The following is a 16,228-nucleotide window of genomic DNA, read 5'->3' as shown; positions in this document are numbered from 1 at the left end:
TTAGTGACTCCGCCCCCCTGGCCCCCAGGTTGCTGAGGGACTCGAGAATGAGAAAAAACACCCTCTTTTGCCTTACCTATGCGGCATACAGAAGACACGGGCATGGGATTTCATGACCGTTACGGTTCTTCGGCGGTGCGCAAGCGCACCCGACCCACCGTCGAAGGCGGTATCTCTCGTGAAAAGGGTGCGTTTGCGCACCCTTTTCTCGGAACAGAAGCGATATTACTCCGTCACGGTCAGGGTTTCAAAGGTCCCGCCAATGGCGTGGCGGAAGGGCCGGTACATGTCTTCGACGTAGCTGCCCGGCATGCGGTAGACCCCGGGGGTAACGGCGCGCACCAGGTAGAACAGGGTAACGGTGCTCTCCTCGCCCACGGAGACGGCGGCCACGTAGCGGTCGTCCCGGAACTCTTCGTGGGAGACGGCGCCTTTGTCCCACAGCTTGCCCACGGGCTTGTCCCCGATACGGATCTCGTCCAGACGGACGCTTGAAAGCCCCAGGTTCTGGTTCTCGATCTCCACCCCTGCGGGGAGCAGGTCCACCACCAGACCGTCCGGGGTGCGCCGGGTGGCGGAAACTGTCAGCTTCACCACCATCAGGGCACCGGACTTCAGGGTTGCGGGCGAGATCTCGTTGCCGTCCACGTCGTAAAAGTTCCGGGTAATGGTCATCTCGTTGGAGACCGGCTCAGGGGCATTTTTGCGTTCACCGGTGAGGCTGACGTTGGCGTAGATGGGCTTTTCCCCGGCCTTGATGGCCGTAAGCCCCTGGAACTGGTCCAGGTCAAACAGGGAGGAGAAATCCCTGTTGCGGGAAAGGGCCTGGTCGCCGTTTTGGGTCATGAGCACGGCCTGCCATTTTTTCTTGTTGGCGTCGCCCTGTCCGGACAAGGCTTTGGTGGCGGTGCGGAACAGGCAGATGCGCTCCTGGGTGCTGAGCCACCTGCGCTCCCTGACGGTGTCCGCCAGGTCCTCCACCAGCTCGCCGAGGCCCTCAAAGCCATAGGCCATGGCCAATTCGGTCATTCGGCCCAGGTCCCTGACGGGGGACCCGTAATCGCCGTAGTACCTGCGATCGGAACGCAGTCGCTCGGAAAGGGCCTTTTCATAGGATGCCTCCCCGTGCCGCTCATCCCCGGTGAATTTAAAGGCCGCGGACAGGTACATCCAGCTGAGGCCGTCGTCATCGGTCTTTTCGTCGTAGTGGGAATAAAGACGACGCAGGTCGCTCAGGCGAGCCTTTCCGTTACGGGCAAGAATGTAGCCGGCGTAGCTTCGGTAGGCAAACCGGTAATGATCGGGGTCTTCGCTCCAGTGCCTGCTGCTGGCGTTGTTGCCTTTCAGATAGGTACGCAGCCTCTTGTCGGCCTTCTCAAGGGCCTTTGAGCCCACGGGGATCCCCATCTTCTGGGCGTCATGGAGAAACTCGGCGGCGTAAACCGTCAACCACTCGTCTTCAGGGCTGTCCGAGGACCACAGGCCAAAGCTCCCGTTGGACTTCTGGCAGTCCAGTACCCGGGTCACGGCCTTGTCCACCTGGGCCCGTCGAAACGCTTCATCATAGGGACGCTTGAACTGCTCCTCCACACGGTTGGTCAGGCCCAGCTCTCCCAGGCCCTCGGGGGTGGCCAGAACCCAGGGATACCCTGAACTGATGGACTGTTCCAGGCAACCGTAGGGGTAGTGAAGCAGGTACTCAAAGTGCCCCGCAAAGTCAATGGGGGGACGGTCGGACAGGTTCATCTGGAACCGCACGGAGGCGGGCACCAGGTCATCGGTTTGAAGGGTCGGGGTCCACTGACTGTTCGGATCAATGGTGGCCACGGTTTTCCGGGAGATCGAAGGATAGGGCGAACGAACACCCAGCCGCCAGATGCGGTCGATGTCCAGGGCTTCCCCGGAGTCGCCCCCCGGTCCGGTGAGATGCATGGAGATCACACCCTGGCCGGTGCTTTTTTCCGCCGTAAGGGGAAAGCGCAGGGTGGTCTTCTCCTTCTCTTTAAGGGAGACGGAGCGGGTCTCGGTGGACGCGGCAAGGGAGCCACCCTGGGTCATCTTAACGGAAAACGTCTGGGGCTCGCCGCTCATGTTGCGCAGGTCCAGGGCCAGGGTGGAGTGATCCCCCATGGCCAGGAACCGGGGCATGGCCACCTGGGTGACGATTTTGTCGGCCACGGTGGTGTTGGCGTCCGCCTTGCCGAACTGCTCATCGGCATAGGCCAGGACCATCCACCGAAGCTGGCCGTTGAAGTCGGGCAGCTCGAACTCGGCGGTAACCTGGCCGTCTGCGTCCACGGCCAGGGGCTCGGAGAAGAACGAGACCATGCGCACGTCGGATTTTGGCTTGTCCCCGCCCCGGGAGAGCTCGGCGTCGGACTCGGCAAAACCGCCGCCGAACCGCTGACGGGCCGCCGCCGGGCCTATGTTGTCGATGATCTCTCCGTAGTTGTCGTACAGGTCCACGGTGTAGCGTCGGGCACCGAAAAAGTAGCCTTCCGCGTCCGGGGTGGCGTAGCGGGTGATGTTCAGGATCCCCACGTCCACCAGGGCCACCACCACGCGGGTGTTGGCGGGAACGGGACCGTCTTCGGCCGAAACGGAGATGGATGCCTTCACGGTCTTGTTGGGCTGGGTGCGCTCAGGCGCGTCAATGGACACATCCAGGTGGGCCCCCTTGCGCTTGAGGGGCAGGTGAACCATGCCGAAGGCACGGGAGGGCACAGGGGTGGCGGTCATGTCCCCCGGACGGATGACCATCACCGAGGCGTAGAGGTCGTGACGGTTCCAGGTGGCATTGGTGGGAATGGAGACCACCGTGCCCTCGGACTTCACGGGAACGTAGGTGGTGTACAGGGACTTTTCAGAGCTCTCCACGGTGACCAGGGCCAGGCCGTCCTGGGGCGGGGTGATGCGCAGCTCTGCCGTCTCCCCGGGGACATAAGAAGCCTTGCCGAAGCCCAGGCTCACCTGGTCCGGCTTCTGGGCGCTGCCGGTGTCCGCGTTGCCCCACCACGACCAGGAGGTCTTGAACCCATAGGCGGTGCGGGTGGTGCCGTCGGTGATCTCCACACGATAGCGGCCCCAGCTCAGGGGCAGGCTCACGGTGGTGGTCTCCCCCTTGCGGGTGGTAAGGGACTTGGTGAACACCGTCACCGGGCTCTCGTCCCAGTCCCAGTGCCAGCCCCGGCTGTCGGAGTGACGCCAGTACCAGTTGCGATCCTGCCGGATCAGGGAGAGCTGGATATCCCTGGCCTCCTGCCACTCCCCGGCGGAGTCCGCGACCCCGACCTTGATGTCCACGGTGGTGTCGGAATCCGGGTTGCCGCTGAACTGGGGCTCAATGCCCAGAAAACGCTTTCCGTTGAGAATGGTCAGCCGGGTGGAGCGGGTCACGGGGCGTCCACCGGTCTCGTACACACTGACGTTGGCGTGGACCTCCACCGGAGACGTCTGTTTGGTCCACAGATTGCCCACGCTCAGCCACGTTTTGCCCTTCTCATCCAGGCTGTGGGTGCGAAAATCACGGCGGCGTACCATCAGTTTCTCGGATTTGTCCCCGAAAAAGAAGGTGGGCAGGTGGTCAAAGGGGTGGCGATCCACCTTGGCCGTCATAAAGCCGTCCACCTTGTTGCCGGAGGCAGGGGCACCGTAGAGGTACTTGGAGGCCACGGGCAGCTTGACGTACGAAGGCGAGGCATAGAGCCGCTTGCCCTCCTGGGGCCCGTCAAACAGGGTGAGGTCCAGGCGCTCGGGGAGAAACTCCTCCACCTTGACCTGGTACCGGCAGGCGTTGCCCCCGGCATAGGCCAGCTTGAGCGTGTAGGTACCGGTCTGGCTTGAATCCGAGGTCTGGTAATCAAAACCATAGAGCCCGGTCTCCTTAGGCTGAAGCTGGCCCGAGGTGAGCCGGCTGCCGTCGGGCTTGTAAAAAGCATAGCTCAGGGGAAGCCCTTCCGGGAGCTTGCCGTCAAAGTCCCGCACCAGCACCTTGACCTCAATGTTGTCGCCGGGGCGGTAGAGGTCCCGGGGACCCCAGGGGTAAATCTGGTATTCGCTGTGGACGGTCACGGCGTTTTTGAGCCCCGAGAGGTCCAGGGCATTTCGGCCGAGGCGAAGGACCGAAAACTGGTCCCCCAAGGTGGCCAGAAGCTGATGCTGACTGGACTTGGCGCGAAATGAGACACGCCCGAGCTCGTCGGACTCACCGGCGTCGACGACCTTGCCCTCTTGGTTGATGATCTTCACCTGCACGTTTGCCATGGGATTGCCCGTGGCAATGTTCTGGGTATAGACATCAAACCGGCCCTTGTACTCGCGGATATGGAGCCCGATGTCGGTCTGCATGAAGAGGGCGTGCTCGTACTGATAGTTATACTCACCCGGCTGGGACATCACCGCCACGTAGGCCCCGGGGGCGCTCAGGGCATCGATGCCGCTCAGATCGATGTTGTAGTCGGTGCGCTGGTTCTTTCGGGGGTTCAAGGCAAACCGGCCGGTATGCACAAGGGAGCCGTACGTCTTGAGCTTCTTCAGGTTGTAATAGTCGGCCCAGCCGTTTTTGCCGAAACGCTCCATCATCTTCGGCAGGCTCTTGGCGTTGATGCGGAAAAAATCGATGGTCACCTCATCCACGTTCAGGGTGGTGACCGGAAGCTGTCTGGGGCTGGAGCTGCTGATGATGTGGGCGCTGGAGGTGAAGTTCACCCCAGGGGTCAGGGCCTTGGTGGTGACCGTCTTGTACTCGGAAAATTCCAGCTTCTGACCGTTGATGTCCTTTATCCTGTTGGAGACATTGACGATGTACCTGGCCTTCGGGGTCACAAAGGGAAAAATCACCTTGGTGCGGTCCTCATTCACCACCCAGTGGTCGGACCTCCCCCCTTTCAGGTAGATCTGTTTGTCTTCCAGGAGGTCCCGGTCCACCGGTGCCGTGAAACTCACCGCAATGGCCGGTGCGTTTTCGTAAAGGATCTCCTTGATGGACGCCACGGCAAAACCGGCTCCGTTGTAGTCTTTTTTGGCCTTCTCAAGATCAAAGGCCGAAGCGGTCTGGACCAGCAGCATGAGACTGATCAGCAGGGTCAGGGTTGCTCGGAGTATGGGAACGCTCCTGTCAAAAAAATTCCGTCTCACGGTAGGCTCACCTCATGTAACATTTTATCGTATAGTTACCTAAAATCTAGTTCAAATATATCAGCGCAAAATAACCACCCCTTGATCACCTTGTCAATCATTTTTCTACATCTCAATAACAAGGTAATTCCACGGGTTCTTCCTTTACTCTATTTGCATCAAACGACAGTTTCGGAGGTGATACCGAAAGACCGGATACAGCCGTTGCCCCACCCCGCCATGCCCCTAATAAACCGGCCATGGAACCACAATGCCACCCTGGAAAACCATGGCGACGCCACTCCGGAGTTGACACAGGGCGCAAGGGGAGTATATTTCTACTTGGCAATATGGGAATATAAAGATATATCCATCCCGACTCATTACGCAAAGGAGTAAAAATGAACGCACTGGACCAGGTTATCACCGAAATGGACTTTGACTTTCTCGGCTCAGGAGAGCACGCCATGAGCGTGGCAGGGGCCCGGAAGGCTCTCGGCAACGATCACTTTGTCTTCCTCGACATCCGCACAGACCGAGAGATCGCCTACACCGCTTTCCCCTTTGCCGTTCACATCCCCCTGCATGAGCTGCCCAACCGTCTGGACGAGCTGCCCCGGGACAAATGCATCATTGCCTTCTGCTCTTCGATCTTCCGCGGGGCTGTGGCCTACACCTACCTGTCGGCCAAGGGGTTTGACGAGGTCAAGGGCCTCACCGCACCCATGGAGGATCTGGTCACTATCTTCAAACCCGGCCCTTTGGCCACCCTGTAAGCCATCCCGGAGACGTCCCATGGATCACCTCACACTCACCGTCGCCCTCCTCTCCTTTGGCCTGAGTTTCCTCTTTGCCCTGGGGGGCGTCGGGTCGGCCCTGGTCCTCATCCCCACCCTCACCTGGCTGGGAATCCCCTTTGCCCAGGCACGGCCCACGGCCCTGTTCGTCAACACGGTGAGCATGCTCGGGGCCACGGTCTCCAATATCCGGGAAAAACGCCTGGACATCAGGCTGGGCGTCCCCATCATCGCTGCATCCGTTCTCCTGGCTCCGGTGGGGGCCTGGGTCAGCCACCGCGTCCCCACCCGGGCGGTCCTCTTCGCCTTTATCGGGTTCCTCGCCTTTTCCGGGTCCATGATGCTCTTTTTCAAGGGGGCGAAGTATGCAAACCAGTACAGGGAGGACCGACCGGTTGTGGGCCCCATGCTTGTGGGAGCAATCGCGGGATTCTTCTCCGGCCTTCTGGGGGTGGGCGGCGGCGGGCTCATTTCGCCCCTGATGATCGTCCAGGGCTTCAACCCGAAACGGGTCGCAGCGGTGACGGCCTTTGCCGTTCCCTTCTCCTCGTTTTCCGCTTTTCTTGCCTACGCGGCCCTGGGGTCGGTCTCCCCGCGTCTCCTGGCCATTGCAGGGCTCGCTGCCTGGGCGGGCGGGTACATGGGGACCCGGGTGATGCAGCGAAACATGAAAGCCTCTTCCGTAAAAAAATGCCTGGGTATGGTGCTTCTCCTCCTGGCGGTGAAGCTCTCCATGAAACTCTGGTAAACACCATCACTTAGTCACGCCCGCAGCCCATGGCCGTTAAAATGCGATTTGCTTTCTACCCCGAATTAAGATAAATCTTGTCTTAATCCCGTGTGTTCATTTCCTTGGATATTCCCCTTTGTGTCTCAGGCAGGGGCACACCTTTCCTCGCCTGTTCTGCATCGTCCGCTATGGATGAGTCCCCACGCATTGCCGGTGATTCAACGCCTTCAACCGTCGAGGTGATCATGGCGATCAAGATCAACAGGATGCTCTCGTCCAGATTTTCCCAGTGGCTTCTTTACAAATTCATCCGAATGTACTCCCTGAGTTTCAGGCTTGAGGTCCAAAACGAGGATGCCTGGCTCGATGCCTACCTGAACAAAGACAAGCGTATCCTCCTGTGCGTCCATCACCAGCAGTTTTTCGCAGCCATCCGGTATTTCCAAAAGTACAGGGAGTACTGCCCCGGCCTGATGATCAGCCAGAGCAAAGACGGGGAGCTCATCGCGGCCGTGGCCAACCGGACCGGCTGGACCACGGTGCGGGGATCGTCATCAAAGGGGGGAGGAGACGCCCTGAAGGGAATGATCGACCACCTGGGCACCCACAGACTCGCCGCCCATATCATCGACGGCCCCCGGGGCCCCTTCGGAAAAGTCAAACCCGGTGCCATCCGCCTTGCCCATGGGCACGAGACGGTCATTGTGCCCTTCTACATCCAGGCAGACCGCGCCTGGTATGCCAAGAGCTGGGACAGGTTCCTGCTGCCCAAGCCCTTTTCCAAAGTCATCCTGCGGTTCGGCGAGGAACTGACCTTCCCGGAAACTGACAGCGAAGGCGTCTTTGAAGACCACCGACTGGCCCTGGAAGGCGTCATGTTCTCAGACAACGAGCGCCTGAAGCGGGAATGCCTTGCGGCTTGATGGGAAAACGCCTCCGGCGTCCCTGCCGGGGGCCAAAGGTTTGACAATTTTATGGACTGGGTTTGACAAACAGGTTTTAAAAAGTCGGAACGACCCAACGCAATCTACCTCTGGCTGTCAGAATAACCTGAACAGTTTATTCTGTGGCATCCTGTAGGGTGTGCTTGCGCACCATATTGTTAAGAAAGCCGACGTCTTTTGATATTTCTATGCTGCGTGAAGGTCACCCTACATGGGTTTTCATGACCGTTACGGTTCTTCGGCGGTGCGCAAGCGCACCCGACCTCACATCATACACCGTAGAGCACATTTGCAACCGGCTTTCGAGGTGGCACACCTCGCTGCCGGAGTTATTCCGGTTTAAGCCAGTGCCCCACCTGGCCGCCGGAGGCATCCTTTTTGTCTATCTGAATTTTTACACCCATGTAAGCATTACGCCAACAGCTCACTGAAGCATCTCTCGGCCCGCCGGTACCCCAGTTCAATCATCTCCGCCGCCCGGTACACCTCCAGGGTGCCGCAGGCGTTTTTGGGGATCACCACCAGCCTGTCCGGCGGATACGCGGCCAGTTTCTGCCGCGCGATGGTGCCCTGCATGGCGTCAAAGGCCTGGTGGGCGATGTCGTAGACGCCCCAATCCCTGCCCGCATTCTCCTTTCCATTGTTCTTGAACCGATGGATAAACCGATTGATCTTTCGACGGATCGTCGGGGACTCCTCCGCAGCCTGCACCTGATCCGCCTCCTCGTGTTGGTGCTCCTCTGCCGGCCCCCCTAAATTCACGGCCAGGGTGATGTCGGTTGAGTCTCCGAAGGTGGGGGCGATGGGCACGGGATTCAGGACGCCGCCGTCGATGAGTTCCACCCCGTTCAGGTGAACGGGTGTCAGGAAAAAGGGGATGGAACACGAGGCCCGAATGGCGTCAAACAGGCTCCCGGAGGTGAGCCACACCTCCTTTTCGTTCAACATGTCCGTGGCCACGGCCGTAAAGGGAATAGGCAGGTCCTCGATGCACTGATCGCCCACCAGCCCCACCAGGGTGCTCATCACCTTGTCCCCCTTGACCAGGCCGCTCTTTCCCCAGGAGAGATCCATGAGCGCCACCAGGTCCATGCGGGTGATGGAGCGCACCCAGGCCTCAAACTCGTCCAGGTGCCCCGCCGCATAGATGCCGCCCACCATGGCTCCCACAGAACACCCCGAGATGGAGGCGATGCGAAACCCGTGTTCCTCCAGCCAGTGGATAACCCCGATGTGGGCCAGCCCCCGTGCCCCACCGCTTCCCAGCACAAGGGAGACCGTTTTTCCCCTTTTGTTGTTTGTGTTGCCATTCATGCGTTGTCCCCTTCCGGCCCTCGGGCCTGTGTGCCCTCGTTGCAGTGCTCGCGCGACCATGCCTGTATCTTTTCCGCCTCCTCCCGGGAGATACCCAGGGAGAGAAGAAACTCCAGATGAGCCATGGGGGCCCGCGCCTCGAACTCGGCATGCCACACCGTCATGGCCGCCTCGTCCATGCCCGCGGCCTCCAGCATGGCCACCCACATCTGCTTGTCCACCACAGGGGTGGGCGCATCCCCGGTCATGGCCTTGAGCATCCCGATGACGGCATGCTGCCGGTGCCTGAGGGAGAGAATCTCCGCCTCCAACTCCCTGGCATGCTTCTCCAGAATCTTCACGGCAGGGGCCTGCCCGCTGTCCAGAATCGCCTGCACATCGGACAGGGCCATGCCCGCCCCCCGAAACATGGTGATCCTTGCCAGGCGGTCGTACTCTGCCTCGGTGTACACCCGGTATCCGGCCGGGGTGCGCTCAGGCGCCCGCAGCAACCCGATGCGGTCGTAGTAAAGCAGGGTACTCCGGGACAACCCGAAGGCCCGGCCCAGCTGAGAAATCGTGTAGGTTTTCACAGTCCATCTCCCGGATGAATAAACAAGAAATGCCTCCGGCGGCCCTGCCGGGTGCCAAACGTTTGCCTGATTTATAAAGCCGGGTTTGACAATCAGGTTTGGGATGATTTTATGAACATCTCCACGGATGCTTTTCCCCGAGGAACGAGGGAAAAAGCATCCGCAACCTGGGGTCCAGGGGATCATCCCCTGGCCGCCGGAGGCGTACTTGTTTTTCCTGACTTATGCCTTAACTGCAGCGTTTCCGCACATCGGCGATTTCCGCCTCGGACATCCCCAGCCACGCCAGGAACTGATCGTGGACCTCGGGATGGCGCGTTTCAAACACCTTGTGCCATGCCATCATCTGCTCCTCGGACAACCCGATCTCCTGAAACATGGCAACCCACTGCTCTTTGCTGACGTTTTTTTCCATGATTTTTCTCCTTACCGTTCATGTGTTTTTGAATGCGTCACGGCCATGACAGAAAAGGGTATAGACTGTGAAGCCATAAACGGGTCAACCGGAAAATGCTTTCAGCATCCAGACATCGCAGCCACCGTGGATGGTGCCTTCAAGGGGGGCACCGAGGTGCTCGAAGCCAAGGGTTTCGTAAAGGGAAATGGCCGCAGCCATGGCGGCCAGGGTGTCCAGGTAGCAGCGTCGGTAGCCTGCGGACTCGGCAAAGGCAAGGCATCGCTCGGCAAGGTCCCTTCCCGCGCCCAGGCCCCGGGTCTCGGGAAGGAGAAAGAGCTTGCGCAGCTCGCAGGTCTCCCGGCTTCCCTGGAACGGGGCAACGCCGCACCCTCCCACCACCCGGTCCCCCACCCGCGCAACGAGGTAAAGGCTCCCGTCCTGCGGGGCGTAGTGGCGGCTCATGGCGCTCACTTCCGGGTCCGAAGGGCCGAAGCCCTCCCCCACGGCCCCGAACTCGGCGCCGGCTTGTCTGATGATCTCACAGATGGCACCGTCCCACTCAGGACGGATCTCTTCGATGGTATATGACATGATGCTTCCCACTCCATGACGGCGTCACTGCTGCGAGTTGCAGAAACGCAAATTGCGTAAAAAAGGCCCGAAAAGGCCGCCTCTCTCTTTCTTGAGATAGCGCCTTACGGGCCACACGTCCACCCATTCGCATCATGTATTCGGAATACCCCCACGCCTTTTGCCATGTCCATGTTGCGTGAAGCTCACCCGGGCATGGGCTTTCACGCCCGTTTCGATTTCTCGGCGGTGCGCAAGCGCACCCTACTATTGAATCGAGCCCCTTCGGGGTTGCCGTGGCCTGTAGGGTGCGGCTCCCGCACCGATTTGCGTGACGCGAACCGCCAACGCGCATCGTACGGTAAACGGTGCGCAAGCTCACCCTACGCTTGAATCAAGCCCCTTCGGGGTTGCCGTGGCCTGTAGGGTGCGGCCCCCGCACCGATTTGCGTGACGCGAACCGCCAACGCGCATCGTACGGTAAACGGTGCGCAAGCTCACCCTACGTTTGGCTCGAGCCGTTTCGGGGCTCCCGCACCGATTTACCCTCCGATAAGGGCCAGGTTGCTGGTCAACGCGCTCACGTCCAGGGTGTAGGCCCCCGATCCTTTGCGGGCGTCCACCCGGATGGTGTAGGTGCCGGTGACGGTGGGCGCAAAGGTCACGGTCTCCTGTCTGCTTGACCACTTGGCGGACGAGGCCACTTCGGTGCCATCAGGATCCAGGAGGCTCAGGTTGTAGTCGTGGCTGGGAAACACCAGCAGGATGGGATGCCAGGCCTCGATGATCAGGGTCACGGCGATGGGCTGGGAGGTATCATAGACGTCAAAGGTCCACTCGTCCCGTTTGTCCGTGCCCGAGGCAAACCAATTCCTTCCGCTCAGGGTATCGGTGACGCCGAGGTGGTAAGGGGCGCCTTCAAGGGGCGGGGCAGGGTACCCGTCCATGGTCTTGCTGATGGTCTGAAGGCCGTCCAGACGGCCTGCGCCCACTTCATTGTCTTTCCCGGCCGGTCCCCAGAGCTGGGCGTTGGACGCCAGCACCGCCTTCATCCCTTGCGGGGTCAGGGCCGGATCCCCCTGTAGGAGCAGGGCCGCTGTTCCCGCCACAAAGGGAGTGGCCATGCTGGTGCCGCTGTGGGCGATATACCCTGCCGGAGAGTTGGCCAGGGGGGCCATGATATTCACCCCGGGAGCGGCGATATCCGGCTTGACGCGCTGGTCCGCCGTGGGCCCCCGGCTGGAAAAGTCCGCCAGGAAAAAGCCGCCCTCACCCGGATCGCCCATGGCCCCCACGGTGATCACCTCTTCGGCTGCACCCGGTGACCCGATGGTGGCAGAAGCCGGCCCGCTGTTGCCGGCGGCCACCACGGTGACAATCCCTGCGGATACGGCGGCGTTTGCGGCAAGACAGGTGGCGTCGGTGCCGTCGGAGCTCCCTGTGCTTCCCAGGCTCAGGCTGATGATATCGATGCCCAGCTCCTGTTTCCGCTCAATGCACCACTCAATCCCGGCAATGACCGTACTCATGCTGCCGCTGCCGCGGCTGTCCAGCACCTTGACGCCCACCAGCTCTGCTGCCGGGGCAATCCCTATGTTGGCCCCGTTTTCATCGCCTGCCCCTGCGATGATACCCGCGCAATGGGTGCCGTGGCCGTTGTCGTCGTAGGCGGGGGCCCCGGTGTCGTCCCCCACCAGGTCGCAGAAGGCCGTCACGCGATCGCCAAAGGCGGCGTGCCCCGCGTCGATCCCCGTATCGATCACCGCCACGGTGACGCCCTGGCCGTCCAGGCCGTACATCTGCCGGGCGGCGGTGACCCCGCTCCACTGGGCTGCCGTATCCATAAACGCATGGACCGGGGCGTCGTACTCAATGCGAGCCACAGAGGCGAGCCCTGAAAGGGCTTGGATATCCACACGGCTCACATCCAGGGCCAGGGCCGGAATGCGGGTGTAGCGATAGCGGGGCACAGTGCCGCCAACGGCATCCAGAAGAACGTCCTGGGCACGGGACAACGCCGCCGTATCCAGGTCCCCTGCCATGGCCCTCAGGCCGGGGGTTTCCTTCAGGACCACGATGACGGGCAGCACCTCATGGCCAGCCAGGGTCTCCAGCCTCCCCCGAAGCTCCAAAGTAAGCGGGCCTCCCGCTGCAAAAGACGAAGCAACTGCACCCAAACCGCACAGAACAAACAGCACAAACGATACAATCTGCAAAGCCGAACGATGTCTCATACACAAACCTCCGTGTCGTAGTCCCGTCATCCGACGAGGGATGGGGGAGGGTTCATATGAAATGTCGGTATTCAGCACATGGCAATCTATTTCGTCTGGTGCCGACGGCAATCCCCGTTGATCGGATAAGGTATCAAAACCGCACCGCCCCGCCCTGGATATCGTCGTAAAGGTCCCGGGTCAGGGGGCGGTACCCTTCGCCCGGATAGTAGAAGTAGAGGGGGTCGTTGATGCGGTGGGGGGCAAACCCCTCTTTTCTCAGGGAGACTTTCTGCTGCTTGAAGGAGACGCTCACATCGCACTGCTCCCGAAGCCTCAAGAACCAGGGCCGGGCATAGGCGGGCAGGTTCTCGGCCACGTAGGCGCTCAAGGCCGCAAAATCGATCTCGCAACCGGGAAGCAGGGTAAGGGCTGCCATTCCGGCCCGGCCCTCGGCCCCCTTCACCTCCACCCCGTAGACATTGGCATCTTCGATGTCGCCGAATCGAAAGAGAAGGTCCCCCACCTCGTTGGTGGAGACCACCTCCCCCTTCCACTTAAAGGTATCCCCCAGGCGGTCCACGAAGGAGACGTAGCTCTTTTCATGGAGCTTCATCAGGTCCCCGCTCAAAAAGTACCGATCCCCGGGGGCAAAGACATTGCTGAGAATCTTCTCGTCTGTGGCGGCTTTGTTGTTTTTGTACCCGGAAAACCGGTTGAGGCCATTGATCTTGGGCAGGAACATCCCGGTCTCTCCCACCCTACATTTCTGGGCAAACCCGTTGGCGTCCAGGTAGATTTCCCCGGTCTCCACATCACAGCGGGCCAGCTCCCCCATGCGCACCACCCCGGCAAAGGAGAGCTGGCCGATCATGCCGGGAATCCCTTTTCGGTTCACAAGGCCTCCCACCCCTTCGGTGGCACCGTAGACCTCCAAGACCTTCTCAATGCCGAAGCGTTCCTGAAACGCCTCCCAGTACTCTGCCCGCATGCCGTTGCCCAGGATCACGCGCAGGGGGTTCTCCCTGTCGTCGTCCCAGGGGGGCTGGTTGTAAAGGTAGCGGCACAGCTCCCCCACGTAGATAAAATGGGAGGCATTGAACCGCCTTACGTCGTCCCAGAACCGGCCGGCGGAGAACTTGCGGGCCAGGGCCAGGGTTCCGCCCCACATCAGGGAGTGGGGCCAGGCAATGTTGATGCCGCTGTTGTGGTAGAGGGGCAGGCAGAGGTACTGCACATCCCCGGGGACGACGTTCATGGCAAATCCCCCCGCCGCGTACCCCATCTGAAACCACTTGCGATGGGTCAACACCGTGGCCTTGGGCATACCCGTAGTGCCGGAGGTGTAGATGTACTCCAGGGTGTCCGCGGCCACAACCGGCCATGGGGGCTCGGGGTTGGACCCGGGCTGCTCGGCGAGCAGGGGCGCAAGGTCCTCCATGCCGGGAGGGGTGGCCACATCCTGCCCCTCTTTCTCCACAAACACGGGGCCTGAAAGCGACACCTCCTCGGCAACAGCATCAAAGGCCTCTGCCAGTTCGATGCCCACAATCACCGCCTTGGCCTCCACGATCTCCAGGGCATGGGCCAGGACCCGCCCCCGGATGTTCGTGTTGACAAGGGCGGGTACCACCCCGACCTTGGCCAGGCCCGCGTGGATGACAAGATACTCCGGCCGATTCCCCATGAGCAGGGCCACGGTGTCTCCTTTGGCAAAGCCCCGGGAGAGAAACAGCCGGGCATACCGGTTGGCCAGTTCATTGGCCTGCCCGTAGGTCATCACCCGGTCTTCAAAGCAGATCAGGGCCTGGTGGGGACGCTTTTTCGCCTGACGCTCCAGAACCGCCCCCACGTTTTTTCGGCTTGAAGGCGAAAGGAAAAAGGGCCCCAGGGCCCCTTTGACCATGGACACACATTGCTTAACCTGACTCATAACGTTCCTTCATCTGCTGCATGATTTATGTTTCTGAGACGGGCGGCGTCTCGTCGTCTTCGCTTTCGCGGGTCTCCTGGATGTTCTGGGTGGCGGATCGGATGATCTGGGGCACCAGGCGCTCGCTGAACCCGGCCACAAAGGACCAGAAGAGAAGCTTGGCGATGTCCGGCCCGCTTTGCGGAAAGGTAGAGTTCAGCCACAGGGCAAAGCTGCCCACCAGGTCGTCGTGGTTGATGGCGCTGTGGGTGTATCGGGGAAACATGGAGCCTTCCAGTATCCCGGAGAGAAACAAGATCATGAGCACCAGGGCGAACACCCCCCCGTTGATGGGAATAAGAAGAATAGAAAACCAGGAGTTGGACAGCTCCCGCAGCTCATCAAGGCCCAGGGAGGGCAACCGCTGCTGGATACTGACAAAACCGCCGATGAGCCCTGCCATGAACACGTAGCTCACCAGGTATGTCCGCTTGGCCTCCGACGGGTTGACCGCATAAAAAAAGATGGCCAGAAAGACCAGGCACCCCGCCGTCACCACCACCAGCTTCCGGGTCACCGACTGCAGACACTTTTGCCGTTGCACTTCGCTCATGGCCCCCTCCCACATGGAAAACCATCCGGATTTGTTTATCTCAAAGCAGGCGCGGCCCCTTTGGCCCGCTCCCCGGCACCGGGCACGCCCGTAAAAACCGCAAGACCACACTCGTCAATCACCATAACAACAATAATCTTTGTTTACCATTGTGTTGTAAAATAACCCTGCCCCCCTTTTCCCTTGACACCACGCCGGGCAAGGGCGTATAACCCGATCTGTTTTTGGCGGGGCGTAGCGCAGCCTGGTAGCGCACTTGACTGGGGGTCAAGGGGTCGGAAGTTCGAATCTTCTCGCCCCGACCAAAACAACAGCTTAAAAAACAAAAGGATCTGATCGGTACCGATCAGATCCTTTTTTTGTTTGTACGAGCGTAATGCGTCGGTTATGCCCCAGACGAGCAACCTGCCCCGCTATCCCCGGACAATGGTCCTTGAGACAAATCTCATGGCTTCAAGCTCTTTGTAGAGTTCCTTTTTAAATTTGGACTTCGATCCTTTCAGGGTCAGGACACCCATGATCTTGTGGTCGCTCAGACGGGTGAATTTCACGGTCCCGTGGGAATCCTTCAGCATGGTCTCCACCAGGTACTCGGCGTCCACGGCATCGGAGACGATGTACCTTTCGATACGAACCGTCTTCATCTCTTTGCGGTCCAGGCCGGTCCGGGGGAACCCTGCGCCTTTTCGCTCTTCAACGGTCTTGGTCCCGCGCGGAGGAGCCACGAGGTTCAACCCGGCGCCCAGCAGGTGGCTCTCGACTTTGGCGGCGAACTCCAGCTGGTTGATGTAGTTGTTAAACGGCATGACCACAAATCGCACGTTGTCACCGACACTGGGGATGTACTTGTAGACAGGCTTGGGCGGTTCGGGTGTCCGCCACGATTTGATCATTCCGCAACCGCTCAGCATAACAAGAAGAGACACTGCAATCGTCACCCTCATCAAAGGGTTCATCCGGGTCTTTGTGATGTGAAACATAGTCATTCCTTCAACTCCAATGGGTTCATACGGTCTTTTCAGAAACATCGATGAAACGTGCCGACGCCGGG

At 60.3% G+C, this 16,228-nt stretch carries 12 protein-coding genes and 1 tRNA gene; 4 read left to right on the top strand and 9 right to left on the bottom strand.

The features are described from left to right. Positions 1-225: 225 nt before the first annotated feature. Positions 226-5,136: an alpha-2-macroglobulin family protein gene (locus ACOYW0_RS14560; RefSeq protein ID WP_482414584.1), complete on the bottom strand. Its 4,911-nt coding sequence runs from the start codon at positions 5,134-5,136 to the stop codon at positions 226-228. A 380-nt stretch (positions 5,137-5,516) separates the two neighbouring features. Here ACOYW0_RS14560 and ACOYW0_RS14555 point away from each other — a divergent pair, with 380 nt between their 5' ends. From ACOYW0_RS14555 to ACOYW0_RS14545, 3 genes are all read left to right on the top strand, one after another. Continuing rightward, positions 5,517-5,891: a rhodanese-like domain-containing protein gene (locus tag ACOYW0_RS14555; protein WP_482414583.1), complete on the top strand. Its 375-nt coding sequence runs from the start codon at positions 5,517-5,519 to the stop codon at positions 5,889-5,891. 19 nt (positions 5,892-5,910) lie between these two features. Further along, on the top strand, positions 5,911-6,660 hold the full coding sequence (locus ACOYW0_RS14550) for a sulfite exporter TauE/SafE family protein (protein ID WP_482414582.1): 750 nt from the start codon (positions 5,911-5,913) through the stop codon (positions 6,658-6,660). 227 nt (positions 6,661-6,887) lie between these two features. After that, positions 6,888-7,565: a lysophospholipid acyltransferase family protein gene (locus ACOYW0_RS14545; protein ID WP_482414581.1), complete on the top strand. Its 678-nt coding sequence runs from the start codon at positions 6,888-6,890 to the stop codon at positions 7,563-7,565. Positions 7,566-7,997: 432 nt separating this feature from the next. Here ACOYW0_RS14545 and ACOYW0_RS14540 read toward each other — a convergent pair whose 3' ends face one another. The 7 genes from ACOYW0_RS14540 to ACOYW0_RS14510 form a co-directional block, all read right to left on the bottom strand. Continuing rightward, positions 7,998-8,900, bottom strand: a complete 903-nt coding sequence (locus tag ACOYW0_RS14540; RefSeq protein ID WP_482414580.1) for a patatin-like phospholipase family protein — start codon at positions 8,898-8,900, stop codon at positions 7,998-8,000. Beyond that, a complete protein-coding gene (locus tag ACOYW0_RS14535; protein ID WP_482414579.1) occupies positions 8,897-9,472 on the bottom strand; it encodes a MerR family transcriptional regulator in 576 nt (191 codons plus the stop codon). The genes ACOYW0_RS14540 and ACOYW0_RS14535 overlap by 4 nt, the downstream gene beginning before the upstream one ends. Positions 9,473-9,701: 229 nt before the next feature. Continuing rightward, complete coding sequence (locus ACOYW0_RS14530) at positions 9,702-9,887, bottom strand: MerR family transcriptional regulator (protein WP_180137313.1); 186 nt, start codon at positions 9,885-9,887, stop codon at positions 9,702-9,704. Between the two features lie 84 nt (positions 9,888-9,971). Continuing rightward, complete coding sequence (locus tag ACOYW0_RS14525) at positions 9,972-10,460, bottom strand: GNAT family N-acetyltransferase (protein WP_482414578.1); 489 nt, start codon at positions 10,458-10,460, stop codon at positions 9,972-9,974. A gap of 521 nt (positions 10,461-10,981) precedes the next feature. Beyond that, positions 10,982-12,571, bottom strand: coding sequence for a S8 family serine peptidase (locus ACOYW0_RS14520; RefSeq protein WP_482414577.1), 1,590 nt, complete (start codon positions 12,569-12,571; stop codon positions 10,982-10,984). A gap of 235 nt (positions 12,572-12,806) precedes the next feature. Then, positions 12,807-14,585 (bottom strand): long-chain-acyl-CoA synthetase, encoded by a 1,779-nt coding sequence (locus ACOYW0_RS14515; RefSeq protein WP_482414576.1) that lies wholly within the window; start codon positions 14,583-14,585, stop codon positions 12,807-12,809. 25 nt (positions 14,586-14,610) lie between these two features. Next, positions 14,611-15,177, bottom strand: a complete 567-nt coding sequence (locus ACOYW0_RS14510) for a hypothetical protein (RefSeq protein WP_482414575.1) — start codon at positions 15,175-15,177, stop codon at positions 14,611-14,613. Between the two features lie 228 nt (positions 15,178-15,405). Between ACOYW0_RS14510 and ACOYW0_RS14505 the strand changes: the two genes are divergently transcribed. Continuing rightward, positions 15,406-15,482 (top strand) — tRNA-Pro (locus ACOYW0_RS14505). 108 nt (positions 15,483-15,590) lie between these two features. Here the strand turns inward: ACOYW0_RS14505 and ACOYW0_RS14500 are convergent. Next, complete coding sequence (locus tag ACOYW0_RS14500) at positions 15,591-16,070, bottom strand: hypothetical protein (RefSeq protein ID WP_482414574.1); 480 nt, start codon at positions 16,068-16,070, stop codon at positions 15,591-15,593. Positions 16,071-16,228: the final 158 nt, after the last annotated feature.

The organism is Desulfoluna sp. HI9BLuna, assembly GCF_056829775.1.
The sequence above is the reverse complement of the archived record's forward strand: the minus strand, read 5'-3'. Positions and strand labels throughout refer to the sequence as shown.